Raw genomic sequence first — 15,651 nt, forward strand, 5'->3', positions numbered from 1 at the left:
CGTATTCGCCTCTATCAAACATTAACTGATAGCGAAGATCTAAATGATTACAATGAAAATGAAGATGATACCTGTTCTGGTATCTGCAACTTTTATGGCCGGGTGTACTGTCGTGCCGGGGCAAAATTTATCCACTTCGGGAAAAGATGTCATTGAGCAGCAGGACAGCAATTTTGACATCGACAAGTACGTTAACGTTTATCCGTTAACGCCAGGCCTGGTGGAGAAAATGCGTCCTAAGCCACTTGTGGCACAGGCTAATCCGTCGTTACAAACCGAAATTCAGAACTACGAATACCGCATCGGCATTGGTGATGTTCTCACCGTCACCGTGTGGGATCACCCCGAACTCACCACGCCTGCCGGTCAGTACCGTAGCGCCAGTGACACCGGTAACTGGGTCCATTCCGACGGCACGATTTTCTATCCTTACATCGGCCGCGTCCGTGTTGCCGGCCGTACCGTAGGTGACGTGCGAAATGAAGTGGCGCGTCGTCTGGCGCAGTACATCGAAAGCCCTCAGGTTGACGTCAGCATTGCCTCGTTTAAGTCACAGAAGACTTACGTGACCGGTGCCGTGACGACCTCAGGCCAGCAGCCTATCACCAACGTACCGCTGACTATCCTGGATGCGATTAACGCAGCGGGCGGCTTAGCGGCGGACGCAGACTGGCGCAACGTTATCCTGACCCACAACGGCCGTGAGCAGCGCGTGTCACTGCAGGCCCTGATGCAGAACGGCGATCTGAGCCAGAACCACCTGCTTTATCCGGGTGACATCCTGTATGTGCCGCGTAACGACGACCTGAAAGTGTTTGTCATGGGCGAAGTGAAACAGCAGGCCACCCTGAAAATGGACCGCAGCGGTATGACCCTGGCTGAAGCGCTGGGTAATGCGGCAGGCATGGATCAAACCACGTCCGACGCGACCGGGGTCTTTGTTATCCGACCGACGCGCGGCTCCGATCGCAGCAAAATCGCCAATATCTACCAGCTGAATACCAAAGATGCGGCATCCATGGTGATGGGTACCGAATTCCAACTTGAACCTTACGATATCGTCTACGTGACATCGACGCCGCTGACGCGTTGGAACCGCGTGATATCGCAGTTGATACCAACCATAGCCGGTGTTAACGATGCGACGCAGGCTGCACAGCGCATCCGCAACTGGTCGAACTAAGGTTTCGCCATGATTAAGTCCGTGTTAGTCGTCTGCGTAGGCAACATCTGCCGCTCTCCTACGGGAGAGCGCCTGTTCAAACGCGCGCTGCCGCACCTGCCTGTGGCCTCCGCCGGACTCGGCGCCCTGGTTGGGCACGCGGCGGATAAAACGGCGACGGAGGTGGCAGCCGAAAAAGGCTTATCGCTGGAAGGTCATGAGGCTCAGCAGCTAACGGCCAGCCTGTGCCGGGAGTATGACCTGATTCTGGTGATGGAAAAGCGCCACATTGAACAGGTAAACCGCATCGATCCGGCTGCACGCGGCAAAACGATGCTGCTTGGGCACTGGCTCAATCAGAAGGAAATTGCGGATCCGTACAGAAAAAGCCGTGAGGCCTTTGAAGAGGTTTACGGGTTACTGGAACACGCCACTCAGAAATGGGTCAGCGTACTAAGCCGATAGTTGGGATTATCCATGAATATAAAAAACAAAGTCATGACCGCGCCGCGCGAGGAATCGAATGGGTGGGATCTGGCGCATCTTGTGGGACAGCTTATTGATCACCGTTGGGTTATCGTCGCTGTCACCGCTTTTTTCATGCTGGTAGCAACGCTCTACACACTGTTTGCGACGCCTATATACAGCGCCGATGCCATGGTTCAGGTGGAGCAGAAGAATACCAGCACCGTCCTGAATGAATTACAGACGCTGATGCCCACGACGCCAGCATCGGATACCGAAATCCAGATTCTTGAATCACGCATGGTGCTGGGAAAAACCGTTCAGGATCTTGGCCTGGATGCAGTGGTTTCACAGAACTATTTCCCGGTTATCGGCAAAGGTCTGTCGCGCCTGATGGGCAACAAGCCTGGCAATGTCGCGATCTCCCGTCTGGAGATTCCGCGTACGATCGAGAAGCGCAGTGTTGAGCTCGAGGTTACGGGTAAAGACAGCTATACCGTTTCTGCGGATGGCGATGAGCTGTTCAAAGGCAAAGTAGGGCAGTTCGAAAAACACGGCGATGTGAGCATGCTGGTCAGCGATATCAATGCGGAGCCGGGGACCACGTTTACCGTCACCAAACTCAACGATCTGCAGGCAATTAACAGCATCCTGTCTAACCTGACCGTTGCAGACAAAGGGAAAGACACCGGCGTACTGGGACTGCAGTATGTGGGTGAAGATCAGGAGCAGATCAGCAAAGTTCTGAACCAGATCGTGAATAACTACCTGTTACAGAACGTGCAGCGTAAATCCGAACAGGCCGAGAAAAGCCTGGAGTTCCTGAAACAGCAACTACCGGAAGTGCGTGGCAAACTGGATCAGGCGGAAGACAAACTTAACGCCTTCCGCCGTGAGAATGAGTCCGTTGACCTGTCGCTTGAAGCCAAGTCTGCGCTGGATTCATCCGTTAGCGTGCAGAGCCAGCTTAACGAGCTGACGTTCCGCGAAGCCGAAGTTTCGCAGCTGTTCACCAAAGATCACCCTACCTATCGGGCGCTATTGGAAAAGCGTAAAACGCTGGAAGATGAGCAGGCGCAGCTGAACAAGAAAATTGCGCAGATGCCGAAAACTCAGCAGGAGATTCTGCGTCTGACCCGCGATGTGCAGTCAGGCCAGGAAATCTACATGCAGTTACTGAACCGCCAGCAAGAGCTGAGCATCAGTAAGGCCAGCACCGTGGGTGATGTTCGCATCATCGATCAGGCCGCCACGGCAAACTCGCCGGTTGCGCCGAAAAAGCTGCTGATCATCGCAGCCAGCCTGATTCTGGGGCTGATGGTGTCCGTCGGTGTGGTTCTGCTTAAAGCGCTGTTGCATCACGGAATCGAGAACCCGGAACAGCTGGAAGAGCTGGGCATGAACGTCTATGCCAGCGTACCGCTCTCTGAGTGGCAGCGTAAGAAGGATACCGAAGCACTGGCGCGTCGCGGTCACAAAGGCAAAACCGATCCGCATGAGACGCTGTTGGCACTGGGTAATCCAACCGACCTCTCTATTGAAGCGATTCGTAGCCTGCGTACCAGCCTGCACTTCGCCATGATGGAAGCGAAAAACAACATTCTGATGATCACCGGCGCCAGCCCGGGTATTGGTAAAACCTTTATCTGCGTTAACCTCGCTACCCTGGTGGCCAAGGCCGGTCAGAAGGTGTTGTTTATCGATGGTGACATGCGCCGCGGTTACACCCACGAACTGCTGGGGGCGGACAATAAATCTGGTCTGTCTAACGTCCTGTCTGGCAAAACCGAGTTTACGCCGACCATGATTCAGCAAGGGCCATACGGTTTTGATTTCCTGCCGCGCGGACAGGTTCCACCGAACCCGTCAGAGCTGTTGATGCACCGCCGCATGGGTGAGCTGCTGGAGTGGGCAAGCAAAAACTATGATTTAGTCCTGATTGATACACCGCCGATTCTGGCCGTAACGGATGCGTCCATCATCGGTAAGTTGGCCGGTACCTCGCTGATGGTGGCGCGTTTTGAAACCAACACCACAAAAGAAGTGGATGTCAGCTTCAAACGCTTCGCGCAGAACGGTATCGAAATCAAAGGGGTTATCCTGAACGCCGTGGTACGTAAAGCGGCTAACTCGTACGGTTATGGTTATGACTACTACGACTACGAGTACGGTAAACCAACGAAAAGCTAAGAGCTGAAAGAAAAGGGGCGGGTTTGACCGCCCCTTTTGATCCCTGGCTCAAGATAACGACACGTAACGATTTGCACAGGTGATTCTGGATACAACGCACAATAAGCGACGATCTAACGTCAATCATCAGAATTCATCATCAACACGCTTTTGTCTGTCGCGATGTCGGCGCAGACCTGCTGAGAGATCAACCCGGAAGGTAATCAGCACTGGCCACTGTTGGCATGAGAACTTGTGGATTTAAGGAATCACACCATGGCTCCATATTGGTATATATCAGGGTTTTTGCTGCTGATTTCGCTGTTCGAAATCCTGGTGAAAAAAGACGAACGCACAAATTATATTTTGACCTGGCTGCTGTGCTTTGCGGCTATTATTCTGATCGTATTCGGGGGGATTCGTGGCCTCGGCACCGGCATGGATGACTTCCAGTACCGCAGTTTCTTTGAGGACTTTGTACGGCGCATTCAGATCAACGGTTTTTTCAATACCGTCGCGTTTTTCCGCTACGAACCGCTGATTTTTGCGATGGCGTGGATAACGAGTCTGTTTTCGCATAACGCCAGCGTGTTTCTGTTCGTCTTCTGTGCGATTGCGGTATCCATTAACGCCTTCTTTTTCAGAAAGATGTCGCCTTATCCGGTACTGGCGCTGGCGCTGTATTCGGCGCACATCTTTATTAACAAAGACATCAATCAGATACGTTTTGGCTTAAGCTCCGCCCTGTTCCTCGGGGTGCTGTGGACGATCTACCTGAAGCGTTACTGGTGGGCCTTTACCTTTTTTATCCTGTCGTTCATGAGTCACAACACCGCCGTTATGGTGATAACGCTGGTGCCTTTCCTGTTTATTCGTGACTGGCGCTGGTGGCCGGTGGTGATCATCGTTGTCAGCCTGCCGCTCTCGGTCGTCGGGGGTTCAAGCTTCATCGCCCTGATTGCCGGACACCTCGGATCGCTGGGGGAAAGGGCATCGGGCTATAACAACGATCCCTCCTATGCAATGGATGGCAGCATCCTGTCAGTCTCGAACCTGAAGAACATCATGCTGGTGTTTATTTTCTTCTATTTCATGCTGACTGAAGAACTGAAGCGCGAAAACTATGCCCAGTATCGTCTGAACTACTTGCTGATTTTAAGTTTTGCTATCGGCGGGGCGATCCGCATCTTCCTGTATAACTTCCCGTCAGGTTCGCGTCTTTCCAACTATTTGCAACAGGTTGAACCCATCATTCTGACCTCGCTTATCTATCAGGCCAGACGCGTCTGGAAGCCGGCGCTGTTTGGCATGCTGTTTTTCTTCCTGCTCTATTACCTCTACTACAACACCATCTCAACCAAGCAGGCGGTTGTAGGGTACGAAGTGGCCCAGGAGTTCTGGCTGATTCGGTAACGGACCCGGCGGCGCGCCCCCAGTGAACGGCTTCACTTCGCGGGGCGGTCGCCTGTAACAACACAGGTTTTTCTTCGGCGTTTGTCGATTGAATTGTTTATTTTTGAATACTTTAATGAGGTGCTGGCAATGAAGGACATTCGTTTCTCCATCGTAATTCCGGCTTATAACGCGTCAGAATCGATTGTCACGACGCTGGATTGCGTTAAAGCACAAACGTATCGCCATTTCGAAGTCATCATCGTGGATGACAAATCTGCCGATGCCGCCGCGCTGGCGGAAGTGGTGCGCAGTGAGCGCTATCAGGACCTGGACATCAATCTGGTCTTGTCTGAGGTTAAACTCAACGGTGCCGGCGCGCGTAACAAAGGCATTGAGCTGGCAACGGGCGACTATGTCAGTTTTCTGGATGCCGATGACGAGTGGCATGCCGACAAGCTTCTGCAGGTCAGTGAAAAGATTGCGGAGCTAGAGGCGCAGGGTCAGCACAATACCATTATCTTCAGCCAGGTAAATATCTATCAGGACGGTGCGTTCCTGAAGGTTATGCCGATGCAGCCTCCGGCAAAAAACGAAACTGTCGCAGAGTATCTGTTTGGCTGTTATGGCTTTATTCAAACCAGCACCATCGTGCTGAAGCGTGAAGATGCCGCTAAAATTCAGTTCGATGCGCGTTTTATCCGCCATCAGGACTATGACTTCTGCATCCGTGCCGACCGCATGGGTTACCGGTTTGAAATGATCGCCGCCCCGCTGGCCAACTACCACCTGGTGACGAAGTTTGGCTCCAAACACAAAGGTGAATCGGTCAAGTACTCCCTGTTCTGGCTGGATACGATGAAACCGCACCTTACCGCACGAGATATTCACACCTACAAAGCATTCAAGCTGCCCCTGCGCTACAAAATGGACGGTAACTCGCTGATGGCGAGCGTCAGCTTCGCGCGCTACTTCCTGCTCACCAATAAAGATAATCGCACTTACTTCCTGAACCGCGTGAAAGACAAACTGAAAGCGCGGTTCGGTGGCGAAAAGGCACTCTCCTGATTCTATTGAATGTCGTGACGTTTTAACGCTACCGGAACGTTATCTGGTGGCCCCGTCTATTTTATTTATTCAGGTATGAAAATGAATAATCACTCTGGTACCGTCGGCATTGTCATGCCTATGTATAATGCCCGCGAGACGGTATTACGCGCTGTACAGTCCGTCATCAATCAAACCTATCAGGACTGGCACCTGTATCTGATCAACGATAAATCCACCGATGATTCACTCGCGTGGGTGCGCGAGCAGTGCCAGGACCCGCGTATTACGATTCTCGACAATGCGGTCAATATGGGCGCGGCCGAAACCCGCAATGTGGGATTACGTGCTTCGCAAGAAGAGGTGATCGCTTTTCTTGACAGCGATGACGAATGGCACAGCGATAAGCTTCGCCAGCAGATGCAGGCTATCGCTGATGGGGACAATCTGGTCATCACGGAATACCATTACAAAACCCGCAAAGCTGACCACGATATTCGCTATACAAAGCCTTACCTTAAGCAGGACAGCTATGTCAAAAAGCAGTATCGGGTGTGCTTCTCATCCGTCTGTTTCCGCCGTCCGCCAGGCGGGATTTTATTTGAGCGAAAAGGTCACGAAGACTTCCTTTTCCTCTACGAACTCTTTAATCGCTACAAACAGGCCCGCGTAATTCAGAGTATTCTGGTGAATTATTACGAGTTAGGGAATTCCCTCTCGCGTAATAAAAACAAAGCCGCCAAATGGCACCTCGAACTATTAAGAATTATCTATAAAAACAATCCGTTAAAAATCTATTACTATTACGCCTGGTATATGGTGAATGGTGTGCTGTTTAGCCTGAAACACCGTTAAGCCGATCGGCAGGATTGTGTATAAATTTGAGGTGGATAACGTTTCATGAAAAAAATCGTCCTGGTGATCAAAGACGCTTACTCGTATGCGGGCACCGAAAATATCTGTAACTTTATGTCGGAATGTCTTGGTGATGCGCATGAGGTCACCATCTACTCACTGGAGGGGCACGGCGAACCCTTTTACCCTTTCGACAAGGTCAAGCAGATCGTCAGCTTCGAAGGTGAAAGTAACCCCATCAAACGTGCCGTGGCGCGTATTCAGCAGGAAGGCTTCGACACCGTGTTTTTAATCAGCATGGGTCGTCTGAGCGTGATGTTTGCTTTCTGGAACCTGATGACGCTGAAAAAGAAGCGCTTCAAGGCCTATGCCTGTGAGCACGTTGCCATCAACTCCTTCAGTAAACCCATTAAGTTCCTCAAGTTCCTGCTACTGCGCTTCTACGACCGCGTCATTGTCCTGACGGATAAAGATCATCAGGTCTTTCAGCGCTGGCACATCCCCAGTCAGGCCATTCCTAATCCGGTGGTGTACAAATCCTGGCACCGTACCACGCGCCATCGTCAGGCGCTGGCGGTGGGACGTCTGGACAATCAGAAAGGGTTCGACCTGTTACTGGATATCTGGCGTGACTTTTCCAGAGCGCATCCTGACTGGACGCTGGTGATTGCCGGCGACGGTGAACTGCGCCAGCAATTACAGGATCAGGCAGCCGTGCTGGGCATTACCTCCAGCGTGAAGTTCGTCGGTAAGGTCAGCAATATCAACGATTACTACCGCGACAGCGATATGGCGCTGATGACCTCCCGTTACGAAGGTTTGCCGCTGGTGCTGCTGGAAGCCAAATCCTGGTCACTGCCGGTGGTGGCCTATGACTGTCCGACAGGTCCACAGGAGATTATTAATCACGGCGAAGACGGTTTCCTGGTGCCGATGAACAAGAAAAGCGAATTTCTGGCGCGGATGGAACAACTGGCCAGCGACGATGCACTGTTCTATGCCATGAGCGAAAAAACCCAGCAAACCGCGCTGAAGTTTGACGGTAAACAGATTAAACAAAGCTGGCTGGCGTTGGTGTAAGGGCTGAAGACGCTCACTTTTGATGTGCCTCATGGGACACCTTTTATGGCTGAGTTTACGGCCTTCATGACGACGGGATTAATTGCATGAAAAGAAGAGAAGTCTTGCAAACCGCAGCCTCCGCCCTTGTCGGCGCGCTCTCCGTGAGCACCTTTTCCAGCTACGCGGCCAAAAACACTGGCCTGGCGCTCAAGTCGGTTGATGCAAGCGCGGTACCCAAAGGCGATGTTCCGATTCTGACGCCTGAAAATGTCTACGCGATGCCGCCGCAGTTCTGGCAAAACTTCCAGGGAAAACTGTGGATCGGTAAATCGGGAAGCGATGCCAGCCAGGCGGGTAACCAGATCCCCGTGTTCCTGCGCGATGCCAGCGGCAAGCTGGCACAAATCACCCAGCCGATTACCCTGAATAAGGGGAATTTTGACCAGTTTGTAAAGGATAATGCGGCGCTGATCGCGAATCCGTCTCACTCTATGGCGCTGGAAGACAGCAACGGGCAGATGGTCTTTAACATCCCGGATGTCAGCCAGCCGGGCCAGGCTGCCTTTAGTCAGCGTCTGGCACAGCCTGCGGGTTATCAGCTAATCGGTGAGATCCCCTCGGTGGACGATCTGCGCAAGACGCGCCCGCTGTTTGAAGGCGCGAAGATCAAGCTCAAAAGCTGGCACCCCGGCCTGGAAGTGGGGGGCGGCGAATTCGTCGGCAGTTTCCAGCCGGCGCAGGACGATCAGGGGGTGATTTTCAGCGGCGACGGCTTTCACTGGCGTCGCGTAGTCGATGACTATAACCGACTCTCGCTGTTTGACTTTGGCGCTATCGCCGACGGCAAAACCGACAGTGCGCCCGCGATTAAAGCGATGTACCAGTGGTCGCAGCAGAGCGATCAGCCTATCTGCGTACAGTTCCCTGCGGGCACGTTCTTCGTTTCCGCCTGTAACTTCGGTGAGGAGGAGCGCCGTTTCTTCCGCATCTCCGGTGCGATGGTCAACTTTGGGTATTTCCCGGCGACCAGCATCGTCTCCGACGGCAAATCGCCGTTTGTTTTCGAGGTCAGCGCCCGCTGGGTGGAAATCTCTAACCTGATATTTAACGGCAATACGGATACGCATCCCAATAAGCAGGGATTGTTCCGTAATACCTGCCCGGGCGGACAGTTTTTCCGTGGGGCCTGCCTGCGCTTCAACCGGGTTGGCGGCACCGCGCTCAGCCTGCTGGATACGCTGGATTGTAAGATTGACCAGTGGTACGCCTCAGCCTGTACGGGCGACGTGATTCAGGCCGGCTGGTCTGGTCAGAAAAAGGGGAACTGGGACCACAGTACCGCGATTGAGCTGTCAAACTTTAACGCCCAGCACTGTAAAGGCGGCAAAGTTCTCAACCTGCCGCGCTGCAGCCAGTCGCTGATTCACAACGGCTGGATTGAGCACTGTGATAATCCCGGCGATATCTCAAACGGTCAATGGATTATCGATGCCTTAAGCCTTGAGGACTGCAAGAACCCGCTGATTGCCTGGCACTCCCGCCTGAATACGCGTCAGACCAACCTGCAATCCGGCAGCTGGATTGACAACTCAGAGCAGGGCGATCGTTGGCTAAGCGCCTGGGAAATGGGATCGACCCGCGTTGAGTCCTACGGCGTCGCGATCGATGGCAGCCTGAAATATAACTATCTGACCTCACGCTGGCTGTTGGAAAACAACACCAATCAGGCCGTGTGGTTTGAACTGGGCAATCTTTATTCCCCCACCGTTGGCGACTCGTGGGAAATCGAAATTTTTGGACAGTCGCAGTTCAATAACGGCACGGACGGTGAGCCGCTGATGAACCTCATCAGTGGGAAAAACACCGGCGGCCGGGCGGTTATTCACGTTCAACGCAAGAAAGACCATGCTGAAGCCAGCTGGTCGGCGGAAGGCAGCAGCCCGGTGGTGGATGTGCGCTACGTCGCTAAAACCGATACCGACACGCAGGTTTTCATCAGGCTGGCAGGCTGGACGCCTTCGGCAGCGGTGATGATCAAGAGCACGGCGAAAGATCGCTTTGTCACCGGCCGCTGTGCGCGGGTCGATGCCAAAATGACCCAAGCTACGCCGGACAGCGGCAGTCATGCCGCGCCGCAGCGCTTTAGCCTGCATAACGGTAAAGCGGGCGTGGGCGCGAATGAGCAGGGGGATTTATTGCTGGCCTCCCGCGCGTTGTCTGATGACAAGGTGGATACCAGCAAACCTGAAGGATTCGTGTCTGTCGTTATTAACGGTAAGCAGGTCGCCTTACCGTATTTTGCGATTAAATCGTAGTCAGAGAGGGCTGCCCTGATACGGCAGCCAACACCAACAGCATCTGGGATGTTGGTGCAGGATTTTTATTTGCTGTTTTTCTCCCTATTCATTTTGCCCGTTTCGGAACTGGGCGGTCGGTAGAATTAGAAAAAATTATTCGGAGTTTTTATGAAGATTTTATTGGTGGGTAACCATACCTGTGGGAATCGTGGGGATGGCGCGATTCTGCGTGGACTGATTGATTCAATTCAGGCCGCGCGCAACGATGTGGATATTGATGTGATAAGCCGTTATCCAACCAGCTCCGGTTATCTGCTTCAGCAACATATTCAGCAGGATAAGCTCTTCCTGCACAACAACTCCTCGGGTAAGGGCCTGATTGGCTCTGTTAAACGCAAAGTCGCTAACCGACTGATGCCGAATATCATGATGGCGCATCTGGGCAAGGGTGGACCCTACAAATCCTTCTCCGTGCCGCCACACCTCAAAGCCTTCACGGAAAGTCTGGCGCAGTACGATGCGGTCATTCAGGTGGGCGGTTCATTCTTTGTCGATCTGTATGGCGTGACTCAGTTTGACCATGCGCTCTGCGCGCTGCTGGCTAAGAAGCCGCTTTACCTGATTGGCCACTCCGTTGGACCTTTCCAGAACGCCCGCACTAATCAACTGGCCAACTTCGTGTTTGACCGGGTTGACCGCCTTATCTTGCGTGAGTCCGTTAGCCTTGACCTGATGAAGCGCGATGGCGTGACCAGCTCAAAGGTGATGCCCGGTGTGGATACGGCCTTCCTGGTACGTGCCCGTCACGTTGAAAACCCCAGCCACAGTCTGCAGCACTGGCAGAGCGTGATTCGCACCCGCAAAACCATCGCGATTACGGTCCGTGAACTGGCGCCATTTGATAAGCGTCTGGGCGTCACGCAGCAGGAATACGAAGCCGCCTTTGGTCGCGTGATCAACGCCATGATCGCCAGCGGTTATCAGGTCGTCGCCTTATCTACCTGTACGGGCATCGACAGCTACGCCAAAGATGACCGTATGGTGGCGCTCACTTTGCGCGATCGCGTTGAGCAGCCAGAGCACTACCACGTTGTAATGGATGAATTTAATGACCTCGAATTAGGTGTCCTCCTCAGCGAGTGTCACCTGACCATCGGAACCCGTCTGCACTCTGCCATCATCTCGATGAACTTTGGTACGCCAGCGGTCGCCATCAACTATGAACACAAATCCATGGGCGTCATGAATCAGCTAGGTCTGCCGCAAATGGCTACCGATGTTCAGAGCCTGATGGACGGTTCGCTGATTGATAAAGTTCAGGCTATCCTGGCCGACTACGACACGATCAAGCAAAACGTCGAAACCGCCGTGGCGCATGAAAGGGAAGTAGGTAACAGAATCACTGAAGAGATTCTAAACGTAATAGGATGATGTGATGAAACTGACTTTTTTCACGATGCGTTTCCCGGTTGCCTCTGAAACCTTTGTTCTCAACCAGGTCACTCATTTTATTGATGCCGGTTACGACGTTGAGATTATCTCGGTATTTCCGGGAGACCTGGTCAACCGCCACGGCGCATTTGACGAATATGGTCTGGCGGCAAAGACGCATTACCTGTTACCCGAAGAAAAAATTTCCCTGACGGACAAGCTGGGACAGCGGCTGAAACTGGTTCTGCCCAAAATCACCAAAGTGTCGTTACTCCGTTCCCTAAACGTGCGCCGCTATGGCGCACAGTCCAGTAAGCTGCTGCTGCCGGCGATCGTTGCCAATGCGCGTCAGACCTATGTCGCGGATGTTTTCCTGGTGCATTTCGGCTATGCCGGGGCGCTGGCGAATAAACTGCGTGAACTGGGTATCCTGAAGGGCAAACAGGCAACGGTGTTTCACGGGGCGGATATCTCTCGTCGTCACATCCTCGACGAGCATAAGCAGGATTACCGTAATCTGTTTCAGCAGAGTGAGCTGATGTTGCCCATCAGCCATCTTTGGCAGAACAAGCTGATTGAAATGGGCTGCCCGCCTGAAAAAATTCACGTTACCCGCATGGGAATTGAACCTGAAAAATTCAATTTCCAGCCGCGTGATGCCTTCCATACACCGTTGCGCATTGTTTCCGTTGCCCGTCTGACCGAAAAGAAAGGACTGGATGTGGCGGTGAAAGCCAGCGCCATTCTGAAACAGCGCGGTGGCCAGTTCCAGTACACCATCATTGGCAATGGCGATCAGGATCAGATGATGCGTGACTTTATTGCGCGCGAAGAGATGGACGACTGCGTGACGATGCCGGGTTTCAAACCTCAGGAAGAGATCCGTCAGGCCCTCAACGAAGCGGATATATTTCTGCTGCCCTCTAAAACGGCCGCAGATGGCGACATGGAAGGCATTCCGGTTGCGCTGATGGAGGCGATGGCGGTAGGGCTGCCAGTGGTCTCCACCTTCCACAGCGGCATTCCGGAACTGATCGAAAATAACGTTTCTGGCTGGTTAGTGAAGGAAGATGACGCCGAGGCGCTGGCCGAGACGCTGCTGAAATTGTCAGAAGGCGCGGTGGACGTGGCACCGGTTGTTGCCGCAGCCAGACATAAAGTTGAAACCGAGTTTAATCAGCACATCGCGTATCGCGAGCTGGCACAGATTCTGGAGCAAATGGTTTGAGTGGAATAAAGTCACAGGCGATTTGGTTGTTTGGCAGTACCTGTTTCTCTGCTGTATTACAGGTTGCTCAACTGAGTATTCTCGCCCGTAAACTCGAAACCCATGAGCTGGGGCTGTTGGCGATCATCAACGCTATTTTAGCGGTGGCGGGCGTGCTGCAGGACATGGGCATGAGCAGTTATCTGGTCCATCGCCAGAATATTACCCGACGCGAACAGAGCACCATCTATTGGGTCAACGTCTCGCTCAGCTTATGTACCGGCGTTGTCATGCTGCTGATTGCCTGGCCTGTTGCCTGGTTCTATCATCTGCCGGAACTGGTAGGGTTGATTATGCTGACGAGCCTGAACTTTCTGGTGCTGGGGCATCTTTCGCAATATCAGGCCCACTACATTAAAACCAAACGCATGGTGTCGCTGGCGAAGATCGAAATGGGCACCAAACTGTTTGCCTTCCTGTGCGTGGTGGCGATGCTGGAGTTTACCTCGCTGACGGTGGCCGCCGCGATTCTGGGGCTGTTTATTAACGCCTTTACCCGCATCCTGTGCATGATCGCGCTGGGTGAGAAGTCATGGCGTCCCACATGGGAGTTCGATAAACAGACTTTCTTTAGTGCGATTCGTTACGGTATCTATCAACTGGGTTCGCAGACCATTAACCAGCTTCGTACTCAGGCCGATGCGCTGGTGGTAGGTAAAGTGATGGGGGCAGAAATGCTCGGCGTCTATTCTCTGGCGAAAGAGCTGGTACTGCAGCCCCTGAAGTTGGTTTCGCCGGTGATTAACCGTCTGGCGCTACCGCGCTTCGCGGAAAAACAGCAGGATCCCGAGCAGTTGAAGAAGCTGTTCCTGAAAGGCACGCTGGTGATTATGCTCTTCAGCAGTGCCATGTACCTTGCTATCGGTATCTTGTCTCCTGTCATCGTACGCATTCTGTATGGTGCGTCTCACGAGCAGGTTTATCATCTTATCCCGCTGATGCTGCTGTTTGGCATGCTGCGTCCGATGGGTGGACTAACTGGCGCCATTTCACAGGCAAATGGCCGAACCAACGTGGAGTTCTACTGGAACATCGTGGCCAGCCTGGTCGTCATGGCTGTGCTTGCGACCACCTTTATCTGGCCAAACGTGCTCTACGTCGCGCTGACGTTGTCGATCTCACAGGTGCTGATTTCAGCGCTGGCGCATCCGTTCTTTATCAAGCCGGTTATTGGTATTCGCTTCATCCCTTATGCCCGACAGTGGGTATCTGTATCGGTCCTGTTTGTGGGGCTGATGCTGCTGGTAAATCACTTTGACCTTTTCGTGATGCCAGAATGGTTTGAACAGTGGCTGTGATGCCAATAACAACGGGCGACTTAGGTCGCCCGTTTCTTTTTATGGCTGGCACCAAAAACGGCGACGTCAATTTCTCTGCCGCTCATGTGGCCGGTCTTTACTGTTTGTGTTAACTCAGTTTATGGGGATGTTTACTCTAGGTAAAATCCCGAATTTGTAAGATTTCACAGCGAGTTAGTGTCGGCTTTTCAGATAAAGATTATACTTCCTTTTCCGGTCCATCCGGCATAATTGACGCATGTCTTCACTTCATTAGATGGAATAACTATGACCAAGCTTAAAGCAGTAATCCCGGTTGCGGGTCTCGGTATGCATATGCTTCCGGCGACTAAAGCCATTCCGAAAGAGATGCTGCCTGTCGTGGACAAGCCAATGATTCAATACATCATTGATGAGTGTGTTGCAGCAGGGATCAAAGAGATTGTGCTGGTCACCCATGCGTCCAAGAATGCGGTAGAAAACCACTTCGATACCACCTATGAACTCGAAGCCCTGCTGGAAGCACGCGTTAAACGCCAGTTGCTGAGTGAAGTCCAGTCAATCTGCCCGCCGGGCGTGACCATCATGAACGTGCGTCAGGCGCAGCCACTGGGCCTGGGGCATTCTATTCTCTGCGCGCGTCCTATGATCGGCGACAATCCTTTTGTGGTTGTCCTGCCTGACGTGCTGTTGGACGATTCCACCGCTGACCATTTACGATATAATCTGGCGGCGATGGTTGCGCGTTTTGAAGAGACTGGTCACAGCCAGGTGCTGGCAAAACACCTCACCGACTACGATCTGTCTGAATACTCAGTGATCACGACTGAGCAGCCGCTGGAAAACCCAGGTGATGTCAGCACGATTACTGACTTCGTTGAGAAACCTGAGCATCCGGCCGAGTTAAACTCAGACCTGGCAGCGGTGGGACGCTACGTGCTTTCAGCCGATATCTGGGCTGAGCTGGAGCGTACCGAACCGGGCGCATGGGGCCGTATTCAGTTAACGGATGCTATCGCCAGCCTGAGTAAGAAGAAAACGGTCGATGTCTCACTCATGACGGGTCACAGTTTCGACTGCGGACGTAAAATGGGTTACATGCAGGCATTTGTCTCCTACGGTCTGCGCAATAACGCTCAGGGCCGCGACTTCCGCGAAGCGATCGAGAAAATTCTGGCGAAGTAATCAACTATCATTCGCCGCGGCTAACGCGGCAGAAAGGGAGAA

Annotated in this window: 12 protein-coding genes; all 12 read left to right on the forward strand. The window is 52.9% G+C overall.

Going from position 1 to position 15,651, the window contains the following annotated elements:
* The first annotated feature begins 43 nt into the window (after positions 1-43).
* The 12 genes from PAGR_RS07845 (at position 44) to galF (ending at position 15,609) form a co-directional block, all read left to right on the forward strand.
* Complete coding sequence (locus PAGR_RS07845) at positions 44-1,183, forward strand: polysaccharide export protein (protein WP_013026384.1); 1,140 nt, start codon at positions 44-46, stop codon at positions 1,181-1,183.
* Positions 1,184-1,192: 9 nt separating this feature from the next.
* Complete coding sequence (locus tag PAGR_RS07850; protein WP_013026383.1) at positions 1,193-1,627, forward strand: arsenate reductase/protein-tyrosine-phosphatase family protein; 435 nt, start codon at positions 1,193-1,195, stop codon at positions 1,625-1,627.
* 12 nt (positions 1,628-1,639) lie between these two features.
* Positions 1,640-3,817 (forward strand): tyrosine-protein kinase Wzc, encoded by a 2,178-nt coding sequence (wzc, locus tag PAGR_RS07855; protein ID WP_014594083.1) that lies wholly within the window; start codon positions 1,640-1,642, stop codon positions 3,815-3,817.
* A gap of 255 nt (positions 3,818-4,072) precedes the next feature.
* Complete coding sequence (locus PAGR_RS07860; RefSeq protein ID WP_014594082.1) at positions 4,073-5,209, forward strand: EpsG family protein; 1,137 nt, start codon at positions 4,073-4,075, stop codon at positions 5,207-5,209.
* Between the two features lie 129 nt (positions 5,210-5,338).
* Positions 5,339-6,256, forward strand: coding sequence for a glycosyltransferase family 2 protein (locus PAGR_RS07865; RefSeq protein WP_014605449.1), 918 nt, complete (start codon positions 5,339-5,341; stop codon positions 6,254-6,256).
* Between the two features lie 81 nt (positions 6,257-6,337).
* A complete protein-coding gene (locus tag PAGR_RS07870) occupies positions 6,338-7,090 on the forward strand; it encodes a glycosyltransferase family 2 protein (RefSeq protein ID WP_014605450.1) in 753 nt (250 codons plus the stop codon).
* 45 nt (positions 7,091-7,135) lie between these two features.
* Positions 7,136-8,170, forward strand: a complete 1,035-nt coding sequence (locus PAGR_RS07875) for a glycosyltransferase family 4 protein (RefSeq protein WP_014605451.1) — start codon at positions 7,136-7,138, stop codon at positions 8,168-8,170.
* A gap of 86 nt (positions 8,171-8,256) precedes the next feature.
* The gene (locus PAGR_RS07880; RefSeq protein WP_014605452.1) at positions 8,257-10,467 is read left to right on the forward strand and encodes a phage tailspike protein; all 2,211 of its coding nucleotides are present in this window, start codon (positions 8,257-8,259) and stop codon (positions 10,465-10,467) included.
* 150 nt (positions 10,468-10,617) lie between these two features.
* Positions 10,618-11,880, forward strand: coding sequence for a colanic acid biosynthesis pyruvyl transferase WcaK (wcaK, locus tag PAGR_RS07885; protein WP_013026376.1), 1,263 nt, complete (start codon positions 10,618-10,620; stop codon positions 11,878-11,880).
* A 4-nt stretch (positions 11,881-11,884) separates the two neighbouring features.
* A complete protein-coding gene (locus PAGR_RS07890) occupies positions 11,885-13,108 on the forward strand; it encodes a glycosyltransferase (protein WP_014594078.1) in 1,224 nt (407 codons plus the stop codon).
* Positions 13,105-14,445, forward strand: a complete 1,341-nt coding sequence (locus PAGR_RS07895) for a lipopolysaccharide biosynthesis protein (RefSeq protein ID WP_013026374.1) — start codon at positions 13,105-13,107, stop codon at positions 14,443-14,445. Before PAGR_RS07890 ends, PAGR_RS07895 begins: the two co-directional genes overlap by 4 nt.
* Before the next feature lie 267 nt (positions 14,446-14,712).
* On the forward strand, positions 14,713-15,609 hold the full coding sequence (gene galF, locus PAGR_RS07900; protein WP_014594076.1) for a UTP--glucose-1-phosphate uridylyltransferase GalF: 897 nt from the start codon (positions 14,713-14,715) through the stop codon (positions 15,607-15,609).
* Positions 15,610-15,651: the final 42 nt, after the last annotated feature.

Source organism: Pantoea ananatis PA13 (genome assembly GCF_000233595.1).
Lineage (GTDB): Bacteria > Pseudomonadota > Gammaproteobacteria > Enterobacterales > Enterobacteriaceae > Pantoea > Pantoea ananatis.